This is a genomic window from Amycolatopsis sp. Poz14 (genome assembly GCF_006704225.1).
Taxonomy (GTDB): domain Bacteria; phylum Actinomycetota; class Actinomycetes; order Mycobacteriales; family Pseudonocardiaceae; genus Amycolatopsis; species Amycolatopsis nivea.
In genome coordinates, this window is sequence record NZ_JACLHD010000001.1 from 2573531 (window position 1) to 2596117 (window position 22587).

Sequence of the window (22587 nt, forward strand, 5' to 3'; positions counted from 1 at the left end):
CCGTGAACGCCCGCGAGGCGCCCCGGCGAGCGGAACATCCGCCTCCGGTGTGCCCGCCGTCTCGCCAGCCTGTACCGCCGGAGGCGCGCGGCGCGAGCGCACCTAGAATTCGGCGAGTGACTCCCGCCGCTCTCGCCGATCTGGTCCGCAGCTCCGCCGAGCAGGTCCTCGCCGCACGCGGCGTCGACGCCGCCGTGCTGCCGGAGACCGTGACCATCGAACGCCCGCGCAACCCGGACCACGGAGACTACGCGACCAACCTCGCGCTGCAGGTGGCCAAGAAGGCGGGACTGAAGCCGCGCGAGTTCGCCGACGCGCTCGCGGAGGTCGTCGCGGGGGCGGACGGCGTGGCCGCGGCCGAGGTCGCCGGACCTGGCTTCCTGAACTTCCGGCTCGCCGCGGACGCACAGGGCGAGGTCGTGCGCCAGGTGCTGGCCGCGGGCGCGGAGTACGGCCGCGGCGACGCGCTGGCCGGGCGCCGGATCAACCTGGAGTTCGTCTCCGCGAACCCGACCGGCCCGATCCACCTCGGCGGGACGCGCTGGGCCGCGGTCGGCGACGCGCTGGGCCGGGTGCTGGACGCGCAGGGCGCGGACGTGATCCGCGAGTACTACTTCAACGACGCCGGCGCGCAGATCGACCGTTTCGTGCGTTCGCTGATCGCCGCCGCCAAGGGCGAGCCCGCGCCGGAGGACGGCTACGCGGGCGGCTACATCAGCGACATCGCGGCCGAGGTGCTCAAGGCCGAACCGAGCGCGCTGAGCCTGCCCGAGGACGAGCGGAACGAAACGTTCCGGCGCATCGGCATCGACCTGATGTTCAGCCAGATCAAGCAGAGCCTGCACGAGTTCGGCACCGATTTCGACGTCTACTTCCACGAGAACTCGCTGCACGAGTCCGGTGCGGTCGACGCGGCCGTGCAGGAGCTCAAGGACTCCGGCAACCTCTACCTCGCCGACGGCGCCTGGTGGCTCCGCTCCAGCGAGTACGGCGACGACAAGGACCGGGTCGTCCTCAAGAAGGACGGCAACCCGGCGTACATCGCGGGCGACCTCGCCTACTTCAAGGACAAGCGCAACCGCGGCGCCGACCTGTGCATCTACATGCTCGGCGCGGACCACCACGGCTACATCGCCCGGCTCAAGGCCGCCGCGGCGGCGTTCGGCGACGACCCGGCGACGGTCGAGGTGCTGATCGGCCAGATGGTGAACCTGGTCAGCGACGGCAAGCCGGTGCGGATGTCCAAGCGCGCGGGCACCGTGATCACGCTCGAGGACCTCGTGGAGGCGGTCGGCGTCGACCCGGCCCGCTACGAGCTGATCCGCTACTCCGTCGATTCCTCTTTGGACATCGATTTGGACTTGCTGCGCAAGCACTCCAACGACAACCCGGTCTACTACGTGCAGTACGCGCACGCCCGGCTGTCGTCGCTGCGGCGCGGCGCGGCGGACCTCGGCCTGAAGGTCGGCGAGTCCGGCGAGGACGTCGATTTCGGACTGCTCACCCTGCCTGCTGAAGGCGACCTGATCCGCACCATCGGCGAATTCCCCGCCGTGGTGCGCCGGGCGGCGGAGATGCGCGAACCGCATCGCGTGGCCCGCTACCTCGAGGAACTGGCCGGCGCGTACCACAAGTTCTACACCGTGGGCCGGGTCCTCCCGCAGGGCGACGAGGAGGCCACTCCCCTCACGTACGCCCGGCTCGCTCTGTGCGAAGCCGCGCGCCAGGTCCTGGCGAACGGCTTGTCGCTGCTCGGTGTCTCCGCTCCGGAACGGATGTAAACCATGGCGCACCCCGCGGGCCCCCGCCACGCCGACGTCTACCCCCATGCCGACGCCTCCGGGTTCCCGCCCGCGAGTGCGGGCGAACTCGACCAGCTGCCCGCGAAAGTGTGGCCGCGCAACGTTTACCGCGCCGCGGACGGCGTCGTCCGGATCGCCGGCGTCGACGTGCGCGACCTCGCGCAGACCTACGGCACGCCGCTGTTCGTGGTCGACGAGGCGGACTTCAAGTCCCGCTGCGCCGACTACGCCGAGGCGTTCGACGACCCGGCGCTCGTGCACTACGCGTCGAAGGCGTTCCTGTCCGTCGAGGTCGCCCGGTGGGTGGCCGAACAGGGACTGAGCCTCGACGTCTGCAGCGGCGGCGAACTGGCCGTCGCGCAGCGCGCGAACTTCCCCGTGGAGCGGATCACGTTCCACGGCAACAACAAATCGGTCGCCGAACTGGACGCGGCGGTCGAGGCAGGCGTCGGCACCGTCGTGGTCGACTCGTACTACGAGATCGCCCGGCTCGCCGAAATCGCCGCCGCGCACGGGATCGAGCAGAAGGTGCTCGTCCGGGTGACGGTCGGCGTCGAGGCGCACACCCACGAATTCATCGCGACCGCGCACGAGGACCAGAAGTTCGGGTTCTCGCTGGCTTCCGGCGATGCCGCCGAGGCGGTCCGCCGGGTGCTGAACGCGCCGTCGCTCAAGCTGGTCGGCCTGCACAGCCACATCGGTTCGCAGATCTTCGACGCCGACGGTTTCGAGGTCGCCGCGCGCCGCGTCGTCGGGCTGCTCGCGGACCTGGCCAAGGAACACGGCCGGGACCTGCTCGAGCAGATGAACGTCGTCGACCTCGGCGGCGGTTTCGGCATCGCCTACACCGAAAAGGACAACCCGCCGCCGCCCTCGCAGATGATCACGCAGATCCGCGAGATCGTCCGCAAGGAATGCGCGTACGCGGAGCTTCCGGTGCCGCGCATCGCGGGCGAACCCGGCCGCGCGATCGCCGGTCCGGGCACGTTCACCCTGTACGAGGTGGGCACGATCAAGGACGTCGCGCTCGGCGACGAGACCGCCCGCCGGTACGTCAGCGTCGACGGCGGGATGAGCGACAACATCCGCACGGCGCTCTACGACGCGGTGTACGACTGCCGGGTGGTTTCGCGCTCCGCCTCCGACGGAAACGAGCCGGTGACCCCTGCGTTGTCTCGCGTGGTGGGAAAACACTGTGAGTCCGGCGACATCGTCGTCCGAGACTGCTGGCTGCCAGACACGCTGGCTCCCGGCGACCTGCTGGCCGTCGCGGCGACCGGCGCCTACTGCTACGCGATGGCCAGTGGTTACAACCGGCTGCCGCGGCCCGCGGTGGTCGCCGTGCGCAACGGCGCCGCCCGGCTGCTGCTGCGCAGGGAGACGACGGACGACATGCTGCGCCTGGAGGTTTGAGAAGTGTCCACTGTGTCTCCGAAAGGCCTGTCTCCCACGGATCGGTCACCCATCCGGGTAGCGATGCTCGGCTGCGGCACGGTCGGCAGCGAGGTCGCCCGGCTGCTCACCGAACAGGCCGGCGAGCTGGCGGCCCGCGCGGGCGCGCCGGTGGAACTGGTCGGCATCGCGGTGCGGCGTCCGGACAAGCACCCGGAACTGCCCGCCGAACTGCTGACTGACGACGCCGCGGCGCTCGTGGCCCGCGACGACGTCGACGTCGTGGTCGAGCTGGTCGGCGGGATCGACCCGGTGCGCAGCTGGCTGCTCACCGCGCTGAACGCGGGCAAATCCGTGGTCACCGCCAACAAGGCGCTGCTCGCCGAGTGTTCGGCCGAGCTGTTCGAGGCGGCCGACGCCAGCGGTGCGGACCTCTACTTCGAGGCCGCCGTCGCCGGGGCCATCCCGCTGTTGCGCCCGCTGCGCGAATCGCTGGCAGGCGACCGGATCACCCGCGTGATGGGGATCGTCAACGGCACCACCAACTACATCCTCTCCGCGATGGACGCCACCGGCGCGGGTTACGCCGAAACGCTCGACGAGGCGAGCCGGCTCGGTTACGCGGAAGCGGACCCGACGGCGGACGTCGACGGCTACGACGCCGCGTCGAAGGCCGCGATCCTCGCCTCGCTGGCGTTCCACTCGCGGGTCACCGCGAAAGACGTGCACCGCGAAGGCATCGCGGACGTCACGGCCTCCGATCTGGCCGCCGCGCGCACGCTCGGCCGCACGGTGAAGCTGCTGGCGATCTGCGAACGCGTGACCGCGGACGACGGCACGGAATCGGTGTCCGCCCGCGTGCATCCGGTGATGATTCCGCGGAGCCACCAGCTGGCCGGCGTCGGCGGCGCGTTCAACGCGGTCTACGTCGAGGCGGACGCGGCCGGCGAGCTGATGTTCTACGGCCAGGGCGCCGGCGGCGCGCCGACCGCCAGCGCGGTGCTCGGCGACCTTGTCGCGGTGGCGCGCAACCAGGTGCACGGCGGCCGGGGCCCGCGCGAATCGGCGCACGCCGCGCTGCCGGTGCGGCCGATGGGCCAGACGCCGACGCGCTACCACGTGAGCCTCGACGTCGCGGACCGCGCGGGCGTGCTCGCCCAGGTGGCGCAAGCGTTCGCCGCGCACGGCGTGAGCATCGCCGCGGTGCGCCAGCGCGACGCGAACGACACGGCGAGCCTCGTCGTGGTCACTCATCTCGCACCCGACGCGGCTTTGCAGTCCACTGTGGACGAAATCGCGAAACTCGATGTGGTGCACGAGGTTGTCAGCGTGATGCGGGTGGAAGGCGAAGACGCATGAGCGCAGCTTGCAAGCGAATCATGGATATTCATGCTTCCGCCTCGCCGATGAGCATGGTGAAACTCCGAATCGAGGCGGCAGCGTGAGTGGTTGGCCGGGAATCATTGAGGCGTACCGCGACCGGATTCCGGTCCCAGACGGAGCGCGCGTGGTCACGCTCGGCGAAGGAAACACGCCGCTGCTGCCCGCCGCGCACCTGTCGGAGCTGACCGGCTCCGAGGTGTACCTGAAGGTCGAGGGCGCGAACCCGACCGGCTCGTTCAAGGACCGCGGGATGACCGTGGCGATCACGCACGCGCTGGCGAGCGGCCTCAAAGCGGTGATCTGCGCGTCCACCGGCAACACCTCCGCGTCGGCCGCCGCGTACGCCGCGCGGGCCGGGCTCACCTGTGCGGTGCTGGTGCCGCAGGGCAAGATCGCGATGGGCAAGCTCGCCCAGGCGGTGCTGCACGGCGCGCGGATCCTCCAGGTCGACGGCAACTTCGACGACTGCCTCGAACTCGCCCGCAAGACCGCGGCGGACTACCCGGTCACGCTGGTCAACTCGGTCAACCCGGTGCGCATCGCGGGGCAGAAGACCGCCGCGTTCGAGATCTGCGACGTGCTCGGCGAGGCCCCGGACGTGCACTGCCTCCCGGTCGGCAACGCGGGCAACATCACCGCGTACTGGAAGGGCTATTCGGAGTACGCGGCGGACGGTGTGGTCAAGAACACCCCGCGGATGTTCGGTTTCCAGGCCGCCGGCGCCGCGCCGCTGGTACACGGCGAACCGGTCGCCGACCCGGACACCATCGCGACCGCGATCCGCATCGGCAGCCCGGCTTCGTGGGACGGCGCGGTGCACGCGCGCGCCGAATCGAACGGGCTCTTCGACGCGATCACCGACGAGAAGATCCTTGAGGCGTACCGGCTGCTGGCCCGTCGCGAGGGCGTTTTCGTGGAGCCGGCGTCCGCGACGAGCGTGGCGGGCCTGCTGGCCACCGCGGCGGACGGACGGCTGCCGAAGGGCTCGAAGGTCGTCTGCACGGTCACCGGGCACGGCCTGAAGGACCCGGCGACGGCGTTGGAGGGCAACGTCGAGGTGGAACCGCTCGCGGTCGACCCGACGGCCGTCGCGGCGGCGCTGGACCTGCGATGACGGCGCTGCCCGCGTTCCGCGCGACGGTCCCGGCGTCGACGGCGAACCTCGGCCCGGGATTCGACGCGCTCGGCCTCGCGCTCGCCCGCTACGACGTGGTCGACCTGCAGGTCACCGAGGGCGGCTTGAAGATCGAGGTGCTCGACGCGGGAGCGGGCGGCGTCGAGGACGTGCCGACCGACGAATCCCATCTGGTGGTCCGCGCGCTGCGGCGAGCCTGCGAACACCTCGACGTGCGGCCGCCCGGCCTGCATCTTCGTTGCCACAACAGCATTCCGCACGCGCGCGGCCTCGGGTCGTCGGCCGCCGCGGTGGTGACCGGCGTGGCGCTGGGCTACGCGCTGGCGGAGCGTCCGCTCGACGCCGACGCGCTCCAGCTCGCGGCGGAGTTCGAGGGCCACGCGGACAACGCGGCGGCGAGCCTGTTCGGCGGGCTCGTGGTGGCGTGGGCGGAGGACGGCCGGTTCCGTGCCGAACGCGTGGAGCCGAACGCGGCGATCCGGCCGGTAGTCGCGGTGCCGGGGGAGAAGTCGTCCACCAACACGACGCGCGGGCTGCTGCCGGCGCAGGTGCCGCACGCCGACGCGGCGCACAGCGCGGGACGGGCGGCGCTCGCGGTGCTGGCCGTCACCGAACGGCCCGAACTGCTGCTGGCCGCCACCGAGGACCGCCTGCACCAGGATTACCGCGCCGAGGCGTACCCGGCGAGCACGGAATTGGTGCGCACGCTGCGTGCGCAAGGCGTTCCCGCGACCATTTCCGGCGCCGGCCCCACTGTGCTCGCTCTCACGCTGACGGGAATACTCCCGGCGGGCGTGGACGTTACAGGCTTCGACGTCGCCGAATTGCCCGTGGACCGCGATGGCGTGCAGGTTGTGGCCAGGTGACGACCTGGTCACAGGCTGGACGGCAGCGTGCGCCACGCGGGGGGTGGTTGTTGCACCCGGACAGGGCGCGGTCTACCCTCGGGGGCGTTCGATCACCGTGCGTTTCCGCACCCGATGCCGGGCCTGTTCGCCCCTAGCGGCGGCTCCGGTCCGCATCCTTCGTCGATCCGCCGATTCCGCACCGCCCGGCACGCGGGAGGCGGAGGGACGCAGGCGGGTTTCCGGTTCCGGCGGTGCCGAATTCCGCTTTCTCCGTCCGGAGGGGGCAAACACCCTGTGCTGGCGGCGCTTCGCTGTGTCTCGCACGGCTGGGCGCGAGCCGTCCGCATCGGAGGCAGAAGCCGTCTCGCTACCGGCGGCAGTCCGCTGATCCACCTGGAACGTGGATCGGTCAGGAAGGACATGTGTGAGCAACACCGATCTGTTGAGCGGCGACGTGGAGACCCCCGCCGCGGCCGCTGAGACCAATGGGGCCGCGGCCGCTCCGAAGCGCCGCACCGGGGGCCTGTCCGGAATGGTCATCGCCGAGCTCCGCCAGCTGGCGGGCGAACTGGGTGTGGGCGAGACCACCGGCATGCGCAAGGGGGACCTGATCGCCGCGATCCGCGAGCGCCAGGGCAAGAGCAAGAAGCGCACCGCCGCGGCCGACACGCTGCCGCTCGAAGGCGTCGGCGAGCCTGCCAAGGCGGAGAAGGCCGAGAAGCCCGCCCGCCGGGCCAAGGCCGACGCGCCGAAGGCGGAGGCGGCTGTCAAGACCGAGGCGCCCAAGGCGGAGCCGGTCCAGGCGGAGGCTCCCAAGGCCGAGGCCCCGAAGGCGGAGACCGCGCAGGACGGCAAGCCCGCCGCGCAGGAGCGCCCGGAGCGCCACGACCGTTCCGAGGGCCAGTCCGACGGCCAGTCCGAGGAGGGCGGCCGCAACCGCCGCCGCCGCGGCGGCGCGAACCGGGGCGACGGCCAGCGCGACCAGCGCGGCGACCGCCAGGGCGGCAACCGCGACAACAACCGCGACAACCGGGACAACGGCCGCGACAACCGCGACAACAACCGCGACGGCAACCGGGACAACCGCGGCGGCCAGGACAACCGTCAGGACCGCCAGGACAACCGGCAGCGGAACCAGCAGGACAACCGCGACAACCGGAACAACGGCCCGCAGGACGACGACGAGGAAGGCGGCCGCCGCGGGCGCCGCTTCCGCGACCGTCGCCGCCGGGGCAGCGGGGGCGGCCAGCGCGAGGGCGGCGCTCCCGACACCGAGATCCGCGAGGACGACGTCCTGCTGCCGGTCGCCGGCATCCTGGACGTGCTCGACAACTACGCGTTCGTGCGCACCTCGGGCTACCTGGCCGGGCCGAACGACGTGTACGTGTCGCTGTCGCTGGTCCGCAAGTTCGGCCTGCGCCGCGGCGACGCGATCACCGGTGTCGTGCGCCAGCCGCGCGAGGGCGAGCAGCAGCGGCAGAAGTTCAACCCGCTGGTGCGCGTCGACTCGATCAACGGCCTGGAGCCGGACGAGGCCAAGCGCCGTCCCGACTTCACGAAGCTGACCCCGCTGTACCCGAACGAGCGGCTGCGCCTCGAGACCGAGCCGCACAAGCTCACGACCCGCGTGATCGACCTGATCATGCCGGTCGGCAAGGGCCAGCGTGCGCTGATCGTGTCCCCGCCGAAGGCCGGCAAGACCACGATCATGCAGGACATCGCGAACGCGATCACGACCAACAACCCTGAGGCCCACCTCATGGTCGTGCTGGTCGACGAGCGTCCGGAAGAGGTCACCGACATGCAGCGGTCGGTGAAGGGCGAGGTCATCGCCTCCACCTTCGACCGCCCGCCGTCCGATCACACCTCGGTCGCCGAGCTGTCCATCGAACGGGCCAAGCGCCTGGTCGAAATGGGCCACGACGTGGTCGTCCTGCTCGACTCGATCACCCGTCTCGGCCGCGCCTACAACCTGGCCGCGCCCGCGTCCGGCCGGATCCTGTCCGGTGGTGTCGACTCGACCGCGCTGTACCCGCCGAAGCGTTTCCTCGGCGCCGCGCGCAACATCGAGAACGGCGGCTCGCTCACCATCTTCGCGACCGCGATGGTGGAGACCGGGTCCACGATGGACACGGTGATCTTCGAGGAGTTCAAGGGCACCGGCAACGCGGAGCTCAAGCTCGACCGCAAGATCTCCGAGCGCCGCGTGTTCCCGGCGGTGGACGTCAACCCGTCCGGCACCCGCAAGGAAGAGCTGCTGCTCTCGCCGGACGAGCTGGCCGTCACGCACAAGCTGCACCGCGTGCTGCACGCGCTGGACTCGCAGCAGGCCATCGACCTGCTGATCTCGCGGCTGCGCAAGACGAAGACCAACATCGAATTCCTGATGCAGGTCTCGAAGACCGCCCTCGGCGGCGGAGACGACGACTGAGTCTCGCCTCGACGCGAACCGGCCCGCCCCCATCACCTCGGGGGCGGGCCGGTTCCTTTTTCCAGCGGTCCTTCTCCCCGCACCGGGGAGGTGGCGCGGGGAGAAAGCTCAGTGGCGGGGGACGGCGGCCGGGGTCCAGCCGCGGTAGTTGTTGAAGTAGCTCGTGGAGCTGCCGTGGCCGATCTTGCCGCCGACGCTGGTGGCGTAGAAACCGCCGTTGCCGTCCGCGATGCCGACGTGGCCGTAGGCGCTGATGTTCCAGTACACGAACGAACCGGCGGGCGGTTTGCCGCTGGTGTGCTTCGGGCTGGCGCCGTTCCAATGTGCGTTGGCCGACGCCCACACCCCGGTGACGCCGTAGGAATTCTCCGCGGCCTTCTCGCAGTAGTGCTCCCACCCGGTGCTTCCGGCGTGCGCCTTGTACCAGGCGACCGCACCGGCCGGGGTGCCGTCGCCCGCCCCGGTCAGGTTCGCCTCGGACAGCTCCGAGAACGTTCCGGCGGCGGGGTTCACGTCCGCCGCGGTGATGCCGCCGGAAGCATTCGCGGCAGGCGCGAAGACCGCGGCGGAAGCGGCGAGGGCGAGCGCCGCGGCCGGCTTCGCGAGCCGGGTGAGCAGGTCGGTCGTGCGCATGTCCGGACCTCCAGAAAGTGAGCGATTCACGAACTCGGCCAGCTTCACGCCAGCGGGTACAAAATCCGTACAATGCGAATGTCCTTCACTACCCACGGTCGCGACCGGCGGCGGAATACCTGGTCACCGGGGTGTGTTGAAGCCCTTGTCAGCACGTCTGGCAGAATGACCCGCTGAAGTCCGGCACCGGTTCACCCCGTACTGGGGACCCGGGGCCAACGAGAGAGGACACCATGAAGAGCGGTATTCACCCCGAATACGTGACCACGACCGTCACGTGCAACTGCGGGAACACCTTCGTCACCCGCAGCACGAAGGAGTCGGGTCAGATCCACGTCGAGATCTGCTCGAACTGCCACCCCTTCTACACCGGCAAGCAGAAGATCATGGACACCGGTGGCCGGGTTGCCCGGTTCGAGAAGCGCTACGGCAAGCGTCAGCAGAAGACCGACGCCAAGTAGCTTGTCCAACGGCGCCCACCCGCACGCCCGGGTGGGCGCCGTTGTTCTGTCCGGGCCTGTTCGCGAGAGGGAGACGGCGAAGTGGATTCGAGTTCGCTCAAGGGGCTGCTCGACGAGCACGCACAGCTGGAACAGCAGCTCGCCGACCCCGCGGTGCATGCCGACCAGGCCAGGGCCCGCAAACTGGGCCGCCGCTACGCCGAGCTGAGCCCGGTCGTGCGTGCGGTGCGCGAGCTGGACCAGACCCGCGACGACCTGTCCGCGGCGAAGGAGCTGGCGACCGAGGACGCGGCGTTCGCCGCCGAGGCCGAGGAGCTGTCGGCGAAAATCCCGCAGCTCGAAGCGAAACTCACCGAACTGCTGCTGCCGCGCGACCCGTACGACGGCTCCGACGTCGTCATGGAGATCAAGTCCGGCGAGGGCGGCGAGGAATCCGCGCTGTTCGCCGGCGACCTGCTGCGGATGTACCTGCGCTACGCCGAGCGGCACAACTGGAAGGCCGAGGTGCTCGACTCGACGGAGTCGGACCTGGGCGGCTACAAGGACGTCACGCTGTCGCTCAAGAGCAAGACCGCGGACGTCGAAGGCGTCTGGGCGAGGCTGAAGTTCGAGGGCGGCGTGCACCGGGTGCAGCGCGTGCCCGCGACGGAATCGCAGGGCCGCATCCACACGTCCGCGTCCGGCGTGCTGATTTATCCGGAACCGGAAGAGGTCGAGGTCGAAATCGACCCGAACGACCTGCGCATCGACGTGTTCCGCTCGTCGGGCCCCGGCGGGCAGAGCGTCAACACCACCGACTCGGCGGTGCGGATCACCCACCTGCCGACCGGGATCGTCGTGTCGTGCCAGAACGAGAAGTCGCAGATCCAGAACCGCGCGCGGGCGCTGCAGGTGCTGCAGGCCCGGCTGCAGCAGGTCGCCGAGGAAGAGGCCGCGGCGAAGGCGTCGGACGCGCGCCGTTCGCAGGTCCGGACGGTGGACCGTTCGGAGCGGGTGCGGACGTACAACTTCCCGGAGAACCGGATCTCGGACCACCGGGTGAACTACAAGGCGTACAACCTGGACCAGGTCCTCGACGGCGAACTGGACGGGGTGCTGGACGCGCTGGCCTCGGCCGACCGGGAGGAACGGCTCGCCGCTCAGTCGGGCTGACCAGCACCGAAATCGGTGCCAGGCCAAGCAATCCGAGCGGCGCGCTGTCCGTCCACAATGGAATCGGCGGCCGCGGTTTTCCTTGGGTCAGGCACTCACGAGGTCGCCGCGGCGAACGCCGTCATCCGTTCCTCGTATCCCTTGTCATCCCCGAAATGCACGGCCACCGCGTCCGCCCCGGCGTCCCGGTACGCACGGTAGGTCTCGACGGCAGTTTCTTCGTCGTACTGCTGCCTGGCGATCCGCCGCACGCGCCGCTCCGGGTCGAGCTGGGACAGCTTCGCGACCCGCTCCGCGAAAACCTCCGGTGAGAGGCCCGCGCTGAGCCATTGGTCTCCGGCCCGGACAGCTCGGCGCAGCGCGACCGTCGAATTCCCGCCGACCAGAATCGGGATCCGGCCCTCCGGCCGCGGTTCGAAATACCCGCCGGATCGGCCTCGCCCGGTGGTGAACAGCTGATCTAGCAAGGAAAGCGTCTCGTCCAGGGTCGCGCCGCGGCGGGGGAAATCCGCGCCGATCTCCGCGAACTCCGGCTCGTTCCACCCCGCGCCGACGCCCAGCACCAGCCGGTGCCCGGACAGCCGGTCGATCGTCGCGGCCTGTTTGGCCAGCAAATGCGGTTCGCGCAGCGGCACGATCACCACGGACGTGCCGAGCTGCACGCGTTCGGTCGCCGCGGCCAGGTAGGCGAGTGTCGCCAGCGGTTCGTACACGCCGCCGAAGACCTCGCCGAACGGCTCGGGCGGCAGCACGTGGTCCGGCAGCCACACGGATTCGTACCCCAGCTCCTCAGCCAGCCGGGCGAGATCGGCGAGGCGGCGCGGGGTCAGGTCGGGCGACTCGTTCGGCAGGACCACCTGGCGGCTCATTACAGCACCTTCCGGATCGCGGTGAGCCAGGCTTCCGGCGCTTCCTCGCCGATGCCGTGCCCGGATGCGATTTCGACCAGCTCCGCGCCGGAAATCCCGTCGGCCAGCTCCTGCGAATGCCTCGGCGGCACGAGGGAGTCCAGCGTCGTGGCGATCACCAGCGTCGGGACCGCGATTGCCGCCAGTTCCGCCCGGGTGTCGACCTTCCGGACCAGTTCGACCTGTTTCGCCGTCCCCGCGGGCACCGACGCGGCCAACCCGGCGACCGCCTCGGCGACCTGCTCCGGCGTCAGTGCGGCAAGGAACGGCTCGCTGACCGCGGTCAGCATCAAATACTTGGCAAGCAGAGTGCGGTCGCCTTTCAGCAGCTCTGCCCACACATCCAGCGCCAGTTCCATCCGCGCGTCCGGCCGGGCGAAGCCCGCGGTGAGGATGAGGCCGGTCACGCGCTCGGGATGCCTGGTGGCCACGCGGACCGCGACGGCCGTGCCGAGCGAGTAGCCGAGCACGGCGAACTTCTCGACCCCGGCGTCGACGGCGGTCGCGACCAGTCCGTCGGCGAGTTCGTCGAGTGTGCCGCCCGCGACCGGGTAATCGGCCCCGACCACGGTGTGCGTGCGGGCGAGATCGTCCAGCAGCGGACCGAAATTGGCGGTCACGCCGCCGCCCGCGCCGTGGGCGAGCAGCAGGCCGGGGCCCTGTCCGGCGACGAGGGGCGCGAAATGTTCTGTCATGTTCGCGACGTTAAGGATTGACACCAGTGTGAAGGCCAGAAGCAGGAGAAAATCGGATGCTGATCGGCGAACTCGCGCAGCGCACCGGCGTCGCGCCGCGGCTGCTGCGGTACTACGGCGAACAGGGCCTGCTGGCCTCGGAGCGCAACACGAGCGGGTACCGGGTGTACGACGAGGAGGCCGTCGTCCGGGTGTGCCAGATCCGGAAACTGCTGGCCGCGGGCCTGACCACGGAGATGATCGCCGGGATGCTCGACTGCGCGAGCGGACCCGCCGCGCACCTCGACCTGTGCCCGGAACTGGTGCGCAGGCTGCGCGGGGAACTGGCCGAGGTGGACCGGCGGATCGGGGATCTCGCCCAGCGGCGCGAAGTCCTGTCCGGATATCTCGGCCAGGCGTGACCCCCGCGCGGCCGGGGGTCGATACGCTGGGCAGCACCCCCTCCGGGGGCAGTTTCGACGAGTGAAGGACGACCAGTGAATCGGCAGCCGCTGCGCCTGGCCATCATGGAGGCCACCCGGATCCTCACCGAGGCGGGCGTGGAATCGCCGCGGTCGGACGCGGATCTCATCGCCGCGCACGTACTCGGCGTCGAACGGGGCAGGCTGCCGATGGTGCCGCTGGTCGACCCGCCGGTGATCGACGCGATCGGCCAGCTCGTCGCGCAGCGCGCCAAGCGGATCCCGCTGCAGTACCTCACCGGCTGGGCCGCGCTCGGCAACATCACGGTCAACGTCGGCGCGGGCGTGTTCGTCCCGCGCCCGGAAACCGAACTGCTCCTCGAATGGGGCGTGAAGTTCCTCCAGGGCCGCGAATACCCGGTGGTGGTCGACCTGTGCACCGGGTCCGGCGCGCTGGCGCTGGCGCTCGCGCACGAACGCCCGGACGCGGTGGTCTACGCGGTCGACGTCGACCCGCAGGCGCTCGCCTGGGCCCGGCACAACGCCGACGTGCACACCGCGGCGGGCAACACCCCGATCCGGCTCTACTCCGGCGACATCGCGGATCCGACGATGTTCGCCGAACTCGACGGTCTCGTGGACCTGGTGCTCTGCAACCCGCCGTACGTCCCGGAGGGCACCCCGGTCCCGCCGGAGGTAGGCGAACACGACCCGGCCCGCGCGGTCTTCGCGGAGGAAAGCGGTCTGGCAGTGATCCGGCACGCGATCGCAGCCGGTGCGCGGCTGCTGCGCCCGGGCGGCGGCCTGGCGATCGAACACGACGACACGCATGGCTCAGCGGTGCCCGCACTGGTCCGGGCGCGCCGGGTGCTGACCGGGGTGGAGGACCACCCCGACTACAGCGGGCGCGCACGGTTCGTCACCGCTCGCCGACTGGGCTGAGCCCCGCTTCGCGCAACGCTCGTGAAGGGCTCCTTCACGGACGGTTGCGGGTCGTGAGGGGAACCCTGGGGGAATCTGCGTTCGTGAGGGTGGCCCTCACGGACCTCGCCCTGCCTGGATGTCCGTGAAGGGCTCCTTGAGGGAATCTACGTCCGTGAGGGAGCCCTTCACGGCCCGCAGGCGTTCGTGAGGGGAACCCTGCAGGAATCAGCGTCAGTGAGGGTGGCCCTCACGAACCTCGCCCTGCCCGGACGTCCGTGAAGGGACCCCTCACAGACTCCCCGCGTTGCTGCCCACCCCCCGCGCTGGGCCATTCGCACCTTTGCCTTCGTCTTGCCCGACTTTCGTCGTGCGGCAGCGGGGTGGATTTCGTTCGCTCGCCTAACGATCACCGTTAGCGTCGGGCCTCGGGACCGCCGGGCGGACCGGCGGAGAAGTGAGGAGCGACGATGAGATCCCCCTTACCCCGCCGGAATCACCGCACCCGCACGAGGCGCGGCCGTGTCGCGGTCGTCGTGGCGGTCGCGGCGCTGGCTCCCGCGTTGCTCGCCGGGACCGCCGCGGCTGATCCGATCGGGCGGGGCTGGCCCGCGCCGCTGGACTCCGCGCACTGGGCCGACCAGGCGAGCATGACCTGGCAGGACTACCGCCACGTCCCGGGCACCAACTGGGCCGACCCGTCGCTCAAGCCGACCGTGCGCAAGTTCAAGGGCGCTGTCGTGCTCGCCGACTACCCGGACGCCGATTTCGTGGTCACGAAGCCGCCGCATTCGACCGTCTTCGGCAATCCGTCGCCGTCGGCCAGCAATCTGCCGCGCGAGAAAGTCGCGCAGCATTACCAGGATTTCCTCAACAAACCCGAAACCCTCAACCACGGCCACACCATCAACGAGTACTGGATGGAGGACTCCGGCGGCCGGTTCGGCGTCGACCTCACCGCGTTCGGCCCCTACCGGATGCCGGGCAAATCCTTCGAGTACGGCATGGAAATGCAGCCGCAGGACTGTCCGGCGGACGCCGACTGCACCCGGGACCTGCGCAAGGACGCGGGCGACGCGTGGCGCGCCGACGTCGGTCCGGTCGCCGACCAGTTCGACTTCGTCTTCTTCCTTTCCGCGGGCCAGGACGAAAGCTCGACGTGGCAGGAATTCGGCGAGATGAAATTCGGCTCGAAGGAGAACGTGCCCGCCGAATTCGGCCCGCCGGGCAGCAAACCGGGCGACCAGAACTGGGCGCACACGCGATACGTGCCATGGACGTCGTGGGCGTCGGCGTCGACCATCTGGCCCAACGCGGCCAACGGATCCTCGACGCAGGCGGAAAGCTCCGGCCAGGGCGTGTTCGCGCACGAGTTCAGCCACATCCTCGGCATCGGCGACAACTACAACAACCCGTTCGGCGATCCGCCCCGCCGGTCCTACACCGGACCGTGGGAAATGTTGTCGCGCGGCAGTTTCAACGGTCCCGGCGGCCCGCACACGCGCTGGCAGATCCCGGCGACCGAAGGCGGTTCGATGGGCGCGCACCACATGCTGCGCAACAAACTCAAGCTCGGCATCGTCGATCCGAAGTCCGTCCTGAACCTCGACCGGAACCAGCTCGCCACGACCGGTCCGGTCACCGCCCGCGTGACCGCCCGGGAGGCGGTGCCGGAGCAAGGCGCGTACGCGGGCATCACGATCGCGCTCACCGGCGGGGACCGTTCGCCCAAGTGCGATCCGGCGAAGGACCCGAAGTGCGACGGCGGCGGATATGACCACTACAGCGTGGAGGTCGTCGACCGGATGGGCTCGGACTCGTTCGCCCCGGACTCCGGTGTCCTGCTGGCCAAGACCAAGAGCCGCGACGCCGCGCCGTTCGAATGGATCGTGGACGCGAACCCGCAGGACATCGGCCTGACCGACTACGTCCGCCCGGACGGCACCCCGGTCAAGATCACCGTCGGCGACTATCGGCAGCTCAACGACGCCACGTTCAAGGCGGGCACCGGCGCGTCCAGCGGTTACGAGTACACCGACGAGGCCAACCGGTTGCGGTTCCTCGTCACCGACCTCGACCGCGACAGCCGCGGCGTGCTGTCGTACACGGTCACCGTCGCGTCGCTCGACGGCGCCGGACCGCAGGCGCGCGGCGCGTGGTTGTGGCCCGCACTGCCCGCGTTCGCCCGCGGCGGCCTCGCCACCTGCGACTTCCGCCTGTCGAACCAGGGTTCGGCACGCGGCGCGGCAGCCCCGTACGACCAGGACACCTACCGGCTGACCGCGTCCACCGACACCCGCGGCTGGGAAGTCCGGCTCCCGAACGCGTTGGCCACCGCCAAGTTCGGCGGCTCGACGCAAATCCAGGCGTACGCGAAACGCTCGGCGGGCGCACCGCACACCGCTCGCGTGCGGCTGACCGCGACGTCGATCGCCGACCCGGCAAAGACCACGACGACCGCCTGTACCGCGATCGGGTTCTGAGCCACGAAAGGCGTCATCCGTCCGAACGGCGGATGGCGCCTTTCGACCGGGTTGCCCTGAATCGAGCGACCCCCTACCTTGAGGCGGCCGAACAATCAGACTTCTGGGGGAGTCCATGTTCTTGCGTCATCGCATCACCGCCGGCTGCGGAGCGGCGCTCATCGCCGCCAGCGCGCTCACCGCGAGCGCCACCAGCGCGTCCGCCGCCGCCGGACCGACCACCCTCCCGGCCAGCGAGTACACGCTGACCTCGGACTACCACAAGTACGACGCGGTCTACTCCGGCCTCGCGGGGAAGCTGCACACCGTGCCGGTGCACACCGTCATGGACAACGCGAACCACGACCGCCAAGCGCTGCCGTCCACCTTCAAACCGGCCGGGCTCACCGGCGGCTTCCGGTTCGACGACGGCGACAACAGCGACTGCACCAACTACCCGCAGGGCATCACCACCAGCCGCGACGCGGTCGGCGGCGACAACGGCGGCAACTACGACGGGCACCAGCTCGTCGCGGTCAGCTGGTACACGCGCGACAAATGCGGCGGCAAACAGGTCCGCAGCCGGATCACGCTCGCCGACTGGGACGCGACGTACCCGAACAAGTACCGCAAGATCCTGCTCGTCGAACCGACCGGCACGAACGCGTCGCCGAACTACAAGGACATCCCGATCCACGCGGGCGGCGTCTCCTGGTACGGCGACTACCTGTACGTCGCCGACACCGGCGGCGGCATGCGGGTCTTCGACATGCGCAAGATCCTCGAGGTCAACTCGGGCGGCACGGCGGACCAGATCGGCCTGTCCGGCGGCCAGTACTACGCGCACAACTACCGCTACGTGCTGCCGCAGGTGGGCACGGTCGCCGCGCACACGACGTCCGGCACGAACCTGGTCTGGTCGAGCATCTCGCTGGACCGGGTCAGCAAGTCGATCGTGATGACCGAGTACACCTGCAAGGCCGACTGCACCGACTACCCGAACCGCGCCCCGCGCGCGGTGCGCTTCCCGTTCGCCTCGGGAGCGACGACGTTCGCCGCCTCCACGACGGCGAGCCAGGCGCTGAAGCTGCCCTGGTACAACCTCAACGGCGTCGCCTCGCACAACGGCCGCTGGTGGTTCAACTCGTCCGCCGCGAAGCAGCTCTACTACTGGACCCCGACCGCCGGCCCGGCCACGCACGCCTGGGTGAGCAGCGGGGAGAGCATTTCGTACTGGGAGGACCCGAAGGACGCGGATCTGCTGTGGTCGCTGCAGGAGGGCGCGGGAAACCGCAACGTGTTCGCGGTGAAGCAGGCCAGTTACGGCGCCTGACCGCTGACTGTCCGTGAGGGGAACCCGCATTGACTCTGATTCCTTCAGGGTTCCCCTCACGTACCTCGGCAGCGCCCGCCCGGGGCGGCGGGGGATAGGCTTCGCGGCATGAGTGCGGTCTACGACTGCGGCAAGCGCGAATCCCGAGCCGAAGGCCTGTCCGCGGCGGCCGCCGCGGTGCGGTCGAGCCGGCTGGTCGTCCTGCCGACGGACACGGTGTACGGCATCGGTGCGGACGCGTTCGACTCCGGCGCCGTCCAGGCGTTGCTGCGGGCGAAGAACCGCGGCCCGGACATGCCGGTCGGCGTCCTCGTCGGCTCCTGGTCCACTGTGGACGGTCTGGTGCTCGGCGTTCCGCCGCAGGCGCGGGCGCTCATCGAGGCGTTCTGGCCGGGCGACCTGTCGATCGTGCTGCCGCACGCGCCGAGTCTGCAGTGGAATCTCGGCAACTCGCGCGGCACGGTGATGCTGCGGATGCCGCTGCACCCGGTCGCGCTCGAGCTGCTGCGCGACGTCGGCCCGATGGCGGTGTCGAGCGCGAACGTCTCCGGGCGTTCGCCCGCTTCGACCGTCGAAGACGCGCAGGAGCAGCTCGGTGATTCGGTGTCGGTGTACCTCGACGGCGGGTCGAGCGGGGAAACGGTGGCTTCGTCCATCGTGGACCTGACCGGCGACAAGCCGCTGGTGCTGCGCGAGGGCGCGGTCACGAAGGCGGCCATCGCCGAGGTGATCGGCGTCGCCGAGGAGACGCTGGACTGAGCCGCGGAAGTGACTGCCGTTCACCGTGGCCGCACGCGGGCGCGGTAGCGTGGCGCGGTGACTCCGACCTCCCGGCGGGCGTGACGCGGTCATGCCTGTAGTCCAAGGACTTCTCCCGATCCGGGAGTACTTGCTCGTCGCGCTGACCGCGACCGCGGTGACCTATCTGCTGACCGGCGTCGTGCGGCGCGTGGCCATCCGGATCGGCGCGATCGCCAACCCCCGCGCGCGCGACGTGCACGTCAAGCCGATCCCGCGGATGGGCGGCGTCGGCATCTACCTCGGGATCGCCGCCGCGATGGGCCTCGCGCACCAGCTTCCCGCGCTCAGCCACGGTTTCGACGTCTCCTACGACGCGGTCGGCGTGCTGCTCGCGGCGGGCGTCATCTCGCTCATCGGCATCCTGGACGACCGGTTCGAACTCGACGCGTGGACGAAGCTCGCCGGACAGGTCATGTGCGCCGGGATCCTCGTCATCTTCGGCGTGCAGTGGGTGTCGTTCTGGGTGCCGTGGGGCGGCAACGGCGATTCCATCGGCTCGGTGCTGGTGCTGGACAAGAACCAGGGCGCGCTGCTGACCGTCGTGATGGTCGTGGTGATGGTCAACGCGATGAACTTCGTCGACGGCCTCGACGGGCTGGCCGGCGGGCTCGGCTTCATCGCCGCGGCGGCCACCTGCGCGTTCTCGATCGGCCTGCTCGACAACGCGGGCGGCGACTTCGGCGCGTACCCGCCCGCGCTCATCGCCGCCGCGCTCGCCGGGGCCTGTCTCGGTTTCCTTCCGTACAACTTCCAGCCGGCCAAAATTTTCATGGGCGACTCCGGATCGATGATGATCGGGCTGATGCTCGCCGGGGCCACCACGTCGGCGAGCGGACGGGTCAACTACACCCGGTTCTCCGCCTCGGACGCGCTCGCCCTGCTGTCCCCGCTGGTGGTCGTCGTGGCCGTGCTTTTCGTGCCGGTGCTCGACCTCGTGATGGCCGTCGTCCGGCGCACGCGGCGCGGGCAGAGCCCGTTCGCCGCCGACAAAATGCATCTGCACCACCGGCTGCTGGAAATCGGCCATTCGCAACGGCGCGCGGTGCTGCTGATCTATTTGTGGGCCGGAATTCTCTCTTTCGGAGCGGTCTCCATCACGATTTTCGACAGCCCGGTCGTGTTCTGGGCGATTGCCGCCGCACTGGTGGTCGCGGTGCTCGTTTCTCTCGTGCCGCGACTGCGTTCCCGGCACCGCCACGGCGTCTGAGCCCGCGGGCGGTCTATACTGGCGGGTCGAACCGAACGAGGAGCGATTGCAGTGAGCGACACCGAGACGCCGGAGACGACGCCCGAGACGTCCCAGGCCACGGCTCAGGCCAAAGCTGCGTCCTCCGCGGAGAACCCGCACGCCGCTCCGGTGCGCCAGCTCGCGCGCTCGATGACGCGCGCCTCGCTGCTGTTCACGCCGCCGTTCATCCTGGTCTGCATTGTGCTTTTCACCGTCCTCAACGGACTGCACGGCTTCCTCGGCGCCCTGGTCGGCGGCGTGCTGGCGATGGTCGCCTCGCTGTCGACGCTGGGCATGATGAAGGTATCCGCCGGACAGGACCCCTCGCTGGTGATGCTCATCGCTCTCGGCGGCTACGCGGCGAAGGTCATCCTCCTGTTCCTCGCGCTCACTCTGCTCAAGGGCGTCACCGTGCTGCACCCGCTTTCCCTCGGGATCACGATGATCGTCGCCATTCTCGTAGCGGCCGCTGTGGAGTTCGCGACATTCCGCAAAGCGCGTATCCCGACCATCATTCCCGCCTCGAATTGACGGATTCGGGACAAGGGTCCCAGCCGGATCCGGGACTTAGGTCCTGGACCGTTCGGCTGGTAAGGAGTACGCCTGTACGGCAGTGATTGACCTGCTGGTATGGTCCGCGTCATGGGTGGCGGCCTCGGCCGCGCACTCCCGACGACGAACCGCGATCAGCAGTGTGGCGACCGGATGGTTCCGCCTCTCTCACCGGCTGGTCCGAAGTAGACCGCAGGGCAGTGTTCACGCGAGACATCCCTCGAGCGCAGACCGGTGTTTGGCTCCGCGCACGGTGGGTACCGCCGCCTCCGGCGTCCCGATGCGTATCGGGTACGTTAAGTCCAGATCGTGACGATTCCCCCGGCGGAGTGAACGCCGGCCGGGAGAACCGGGAGGAGCCCAGTGGCCGCGCTGGTACTGACCGAGGGTGCGACCTTCGCGCCCCCTGGCGCCGAAAGCTTTGAGCTGCCGCCGTTGTTCGGCTTCGTCACGAAGCCGATGCTCCTGGTGGTGCTCTCGGTGATCATCATCGCGGGGTACTTCCTGCTGGCGACGCGCAAGCTGAAGGTCGTTCCGACCAAAGGCCAGTTCGTGGCCGAAGGCATCTACGACTTCGCGCGCAACAACATCGCCCGCGAGCAGATCGGCTCGAAAGACTTCCAGCGCTTCGTGCCGGTCATCTTCGCGTTGTTCACCTTCATCCTGCTGAACAACCTCTACGGGGTCATCCCGTTGCTGCAGTTCCCCACCATGGCGCGGTTCGGGTTCCCGATCGCGTTGTCGGTGCTCGTGGTCTACCCGATGTACCACTACGCCGGGATCAAGAAGCACGGCGTCCGCGCGTACTTCAAGAAGGAGCTCGCGCCCGCCGGGGTCCCCGGTCCGGTGCTTCCGCTGTTCGCGGTGATCGAGTTCGCGGAAAAGTTCTTCCTCAACCCGCTCACGCTCGCCATCCGTGTTTTCGCCGCCATGTTCGCGGGTCACCTGATCCTGGCGGTCTTCACCCTCGGCGGCACCTTCCTGCTGACCGAGACCTCGAGCATCGCGCTGAAGCCGGTGTCGCTGGTGGCGTGGATCTTCGCCATCGGCCTGACGTTCCTGGAGGCGTTCATCCAGTGCCTCCAGGCGTACATCTTCGCCCTGCTGTCCGCGGGGTACATCGGCGCCGCGCTGGCGTCGGAGCACTGAGAACACCTAAAGACCCCGATCCGCGTGAGTGCGCGGACCGAAGTGAAGGGAAACGCACGTGAGCAACATCGTTCTGGCCCAGCAGGCCGCCGAAGCCGTCAGCATCAACAAGGGCCTCGCCGCGATCGGCTACGGCCTGGGCGCGATCGGCCCCGGCATCGGTGTGGGCCTGATCTTCGCCGCGGTGATCAACGGCACCGCGCGCCAGCCGGAGGCCCAGAGCAAGCTGCAGGGCATCGGTTACGCCACCTTCGTGCTCACCGAGGTGCTGGCCCTGATCGGTATCGTCATCTACTTCATCGCCTCCGCCTGAGTCGTCCGCTCTCGCGTAAGGAGACGTTGTGCTGAAGACCGAAGTGGTGCTAGCGGCAGAAGCCCACAACCCGATCGTTCCGGAGCCCTCGGAACTGATCCTCGGCATCGTCGCCTTCCTGATCCTGCTGTTCATCCTCAAGAAGTACGTCGTCCCTCGTTTCGAGAAGACGTACGAGGAGCGGGCGCAGAAGATCGAAGGCGGGATCGAGAAGGCCGAGAAGGCTCAGGCAGAGGCCGAGAAGGCGCTGTCGGAGTACAAGGCGCAGCTGGCGGACGCCCGTTCCGAGGCCGCGAAGATCCGCGACGACGCCCGGCTCGAAGCCGAGCAGATCAAGGCGGAGCTGCGGGAGCAGGCCGAGGCCGAATCCCAGCGGATCGTGGCGCAGGGCCACGCCCAGCTGCAGGCGCAGAAGGCGCAGATCGTCGCCGAGCTGCGGGCCGAAATGGGCCGCAACGCGGTCGAGCTGGCCGGCCGGATCGTCGGCGAGTCGCTCGAGGACGAGGCGCGCCGTCGCGGCACCGTCGACCGGTTCCTCGCGGAGCTGGACACCGCCGGTGCCACTAACGGAGCGGGGAAGTAACCAG

General features: G+C 69.7%; 21 protein-coding genes. 18 read left to right on the forward strand and 3 right to left on the reverse strand.

What is annotated here, in order from left to right:
• Nucleotides 1-116: 116 nt before the first annotated feature.
• From argS to rho, 6 genes are all read left to right on the forward strand, one after another.
• A complete protein-coding gene (gene argS / locus FKO37_RS12685) occupies nt 117-1781 on the forward strand; it encodes an arginine--tRNA ligase (RefSeq protein WP_043832076.1) in 1665 nt (554 codons plus the stop codon).
• 3 nt (nt 1782-1784) lie between these two features.
• Nucleotides 1785-3215, forward strand: coding sequence for a diaminopimelate decarboxylase (lysA, locus tag FKO37_RS12690; RefSeq protein ID WP_134667318.1), 1431 nt, complete (start codon nt 1785-1787; stop codon nt 3213-3215).
• Between the two features lie 12 nt (nt 3216-3227).
• Complete coding sequence (locus FKO37_RS12695) at nt 3228-4553, forward strand: homoserine dehydrogenase (protein WP_275293018.1); 1326 nt, start codon at nt 3228-3230, stop codon at nt 4551-4553.
• Between the two features lie 82 nt (nt 4554-4635).
• Nucleotides 4636-5691 carry a threonine synthase gene (gene thrC, locus FKO37_RS12700; RefSeq protein WP_238604469.1) on the forward strand — a complete coding sequence of 352 codons (1056 nt, stop codon included), beginning with the start codon at nt 4636-4638 and terminating at the stop codon, nt 5689-5691.
• Nucleotides 5688-6578: a homoserine kinase gene (gene thrB, locus FKO37_RS12705; RefSeq protein WP_167754044.1), complete on the forward strand. Its 891-nt coding sequence runs from the start codon at nt 5688-5690 to the stop codon at nt 6576-6578. The genes thrC and thrB overlap by 4 nt, the downstream gene beginning before the upstream one ends.
• A 406-nt stretch (nt 6579-6984) precedes the next feature.
• Complete coding sequence (gene rho, locus FKO37_RS12710) at nt 6985-8991, forward strand: transcription termination factor Rho (RefSeq protein WP_238604470.1); 2007 nt, start codon at nt 6985-6987, stop codon at nt 8989-8991.
• 108 nt (nt 8992-9099) lie between these two features.
• Here rho and FKO37_RS12715 read toward each other — a convergent pair whose 3' ends face one another.
• Entirely contained in the window at nt 9100-9624 is a 525-nt protein-coding gene (locus FKO37_RS12715; RefSeq protein WP_037817404.1) for a hypothetical protein, read from the reverse strand.
• A 233-nt stretch (nt 9625-9857) separates the two neighbouring features.
• Here FKO37_RS12715 and rpmE point away from each other — a divergent pair, with 233 nt between their 5' ends.
• On the forward strand, nt 9858-10085 hold the full coding sequence (gene rpmE / locus FKO37_RS12720) for a 50S ribosomal protein L31 (RefSeq protein WP_037817406.1): 228 nt from the start codon (nt 9858-9860) through the stop codon (nt 10083-10085).
• 81 nt (nt 10086-10166) lie between these two features.
• On the forward strand, nt 10167-11237 hold the full coding sequence (gene prfA / locus FKO37_RS12725) for a peptide chain release factor 1 (protein ID WP_037817408.1): 1071 nt from the start codon (nt 10167-10169) through the stop codon (nt 11235-11237).
• 95 nt (nt 11238-11332) lie between these two features.
• Here prfA and FKO37_RS12730 read toward each other — a convergent pair whose 3' ends face one another.
• Both FKO37_RS12730 and FKO37_RS12735 read right to left on the reverse strand, forming a co-directional pair.
• Nucleotides 11333-12106, reverse strand: a complete 774-nt coding sequence (locus tag FKO37_RS12730; RefSeq protein WP_037817409.1) for a TIGR03619 family F420-dependent LLM class oxidoreductase — start codon at nt 12104-12106, stop codon at nt 11333-11335.
• Entirely contained in the window at nt 12106-12840 is a 735-nt protein-coding gene (locus FKO37_RS12735) for an alpha/beta fold hydrolase (RefSeq protein WP_037815388.1), read from the reverse strand. The genes FKO37_RS12730 and FKO37_RS12735 overlap by 1 nt, the downstream gene beginning before the upstream one ends.
• Nucleotides 12841-12896: 56 nt before the next feature.
• On the opposite strand from FKO37_RS12735, the gene FKO37_RS12740 reads away from it, so the two are divergent.
• The 10 genes from FKO37_RS12740 to FKO37_RS12785 all read left to right on the forward strand — a co-directional run bounded on the left by FKO37_RS12740 (nt 12897) and on the right by FKO37_RS12785 (nt 22583).
• Nucleotides 12897-13241 (forward strand): MerR family transcriptional regulator, encoded by a 345-nt coding sequence (locus FKO37_RS12740; protein ID WP_037815386.1) that lies wholly within the window; start codon nt 12897-12899, stop codon nt 13239-13241.
• Between the two features lie 75 nt (nt 13242-13316).
• Entirely contained in the window at nt 13317-14183 is an 867-nt protein-coding gene (prmC, locus tag FKO37_RS12745; RefSeq protein WP_037815384.1) for a peptide chain release factor N(5)-glutamine methyltransferase, read from the forward strand.
• A gap of 449 nt (nt 14184-14632) precedes the next feature.
• Nucleotides 14633-16645, forward strand: a complete 2013-nt coding sequence (locus FKO37_RS12750) for a M6 family metalloprotease domain-containing protein (protein ID WP_238604471.1) — start codon at nt 14633-14635, stop codon at nt 16643-16645.
• Between the two features lie 115 nt (nt 16646-16760).
• Entirely contained in the window at nt 16761-17957 is a 1197-nt protein-coding gene (locus FKO37_RS12755) for a hypothetical protein (RefSeq protein ID WP_238604472.1), read from the forward strand.
• Between the two features lie 108 nt (nt 17958-18065).
• Nucleotides 18066-18716 (forward strand): L-threonylcarbamoyladenylate synthase, encoded by a 651-nt coding sequence (locus tag FKO37_RS12760; RefSeq protein WP_037815380.1) that lies wholly within the window; start codon nt 18066-18068, stop codon nt 18714-18716.
• A 91-nt stretch (nt 18717-18807) separates the two neighbouring features.
• Nucleotides 18808-19965, forward strand: coding sequence for a glycosyltransferase family 4 protein (locus FKO37_RS12765; RefSeq protein ID WP_037815379.1), 1158 nt, complete (start codon nt 18808-18810; stop codon nt 19963-19965).
• A 51-nt stretch (nt 19966-20016) separates the two neighbouring features.
• Entirely contained in the window at nt 20017-20517 is a 501-nt protein-coding gene (locus FKO37_RS12770; RefSeq protein WP_037815377.1) for a hypothetical protein, read from the forward strand.
• Nucleotides 20518-20901: 384 nt separating this feature from the next.
• Nucleotides 20902-21687 (forward strand): F0F1 ATP synthase subunit A, encoded by a 786-nt coding sequence (gene atpB, locus FKO37_RS12775; RefSeq protein ID WP_037815375.1) that lies wholly within the window; start codon nt 20902-20904, stop codon nt 21685-21687.
• A gap of 58 nt (nt 21688-21745) precedes the next feature.
• Complete coding sequence (locus tag FKO37_RS12780) at nt 21746-22000, forward strand: ATP F0F1 synthase subunit C (RefSeq protein WP_037815373.1); 255 nt, start codon at nt 21746-21748, stop codon at nt 21998-22000.
• A 28-nt stretch (nt 22001-22028) separates the two neighbouring features.
• Nucleotides 22029-22583 (forward strand): F0F1 ATP synthase subunit B, encoded by a 555-nt coding sequence (locus FKO37_RS12785; protein ID WP_037815370.1) that lies wholly within the window; start codon nt 22029-22031, stop codon nt 22581-22583.
• The last annotated feature ends 4 nt before the right edge of the window (nt 22584-22587 follow it).

Coding starts and splice junctions, on each gene's coding strand:
- lysA (WP_134667318.1), top strand. CDS start 1,785: ATGGCGCACCCCGCGGGCCCCCGCCACGCCGACGTCTACCCCCATGCC.
- FKO37_RS12730 (WP_037817409.1), bottom strand. CDS start 12,106: ATGAGCCGCCAGGTGGTCCTGCCGAACGAGTCGCCCGACCTGACCCCG.
- rpmE (WP_037817406.1), top strand. CDS start 9,858: ATGAAGAGCGGTATTCACCCCGAATACGTGACCACGACCGTCACGTGC.
- FKO37_RS12765 (WP_037815379.1), top strand. CDS start 18,808: ATGCCTGTAGTCCAAGGACTTCTCCCGATCCGGGAGTACTTGCTCGTC.
- thrB (WP_167754044.1), top strand. CDS start 5,688: ATGACGGCGCTGCCCGCGTTCCGCGCGACGGTCCCGGCGTCGACGGCG.
- FKO37_RS12750 (WP_238604471.1), top strand. CDS start 14,633: ATGAGATCCCCCTTACCCCGCCGGAATCACCGCACCCGCACGAGGCGC.
- FKO37_RS12715 (WP_037817404.1), bottom strand. CDS start 9,624: ATGCGCACGACCGACCTGCTCACCCGGCTCGCGAAGCCGGCCGCGGCG.
- FKO37_RS12735 (WP_037815388.1), bottom strand. CDS start 12,840: ATGACAGAACATTTCGCGCCCCTCGTCGCCGGACAGGGCCCCGGCCTG.
- FKO37_RS12740 (WP_037815386.1), top strand. CDS start 12,897: ATGCTGATCGGCGAACTCGCGCAGCGCACCGGCGTCGCGCCGCGGCTG.
- FKO37_RS12760 (WP_037815380.1), top strand. CDS start 18,066: ATGAGTGCGGTCTACGACTGCGGCAAGCGCGAATCCCGAGCCGAAGGC.
- FKO37_RS12755 (WP_238604472.1), top strand. CDS start 16,761: ATGTTCTTGCGTCATCGCATCACCGCCGGCTGCGGAGCGGCGCTCATC.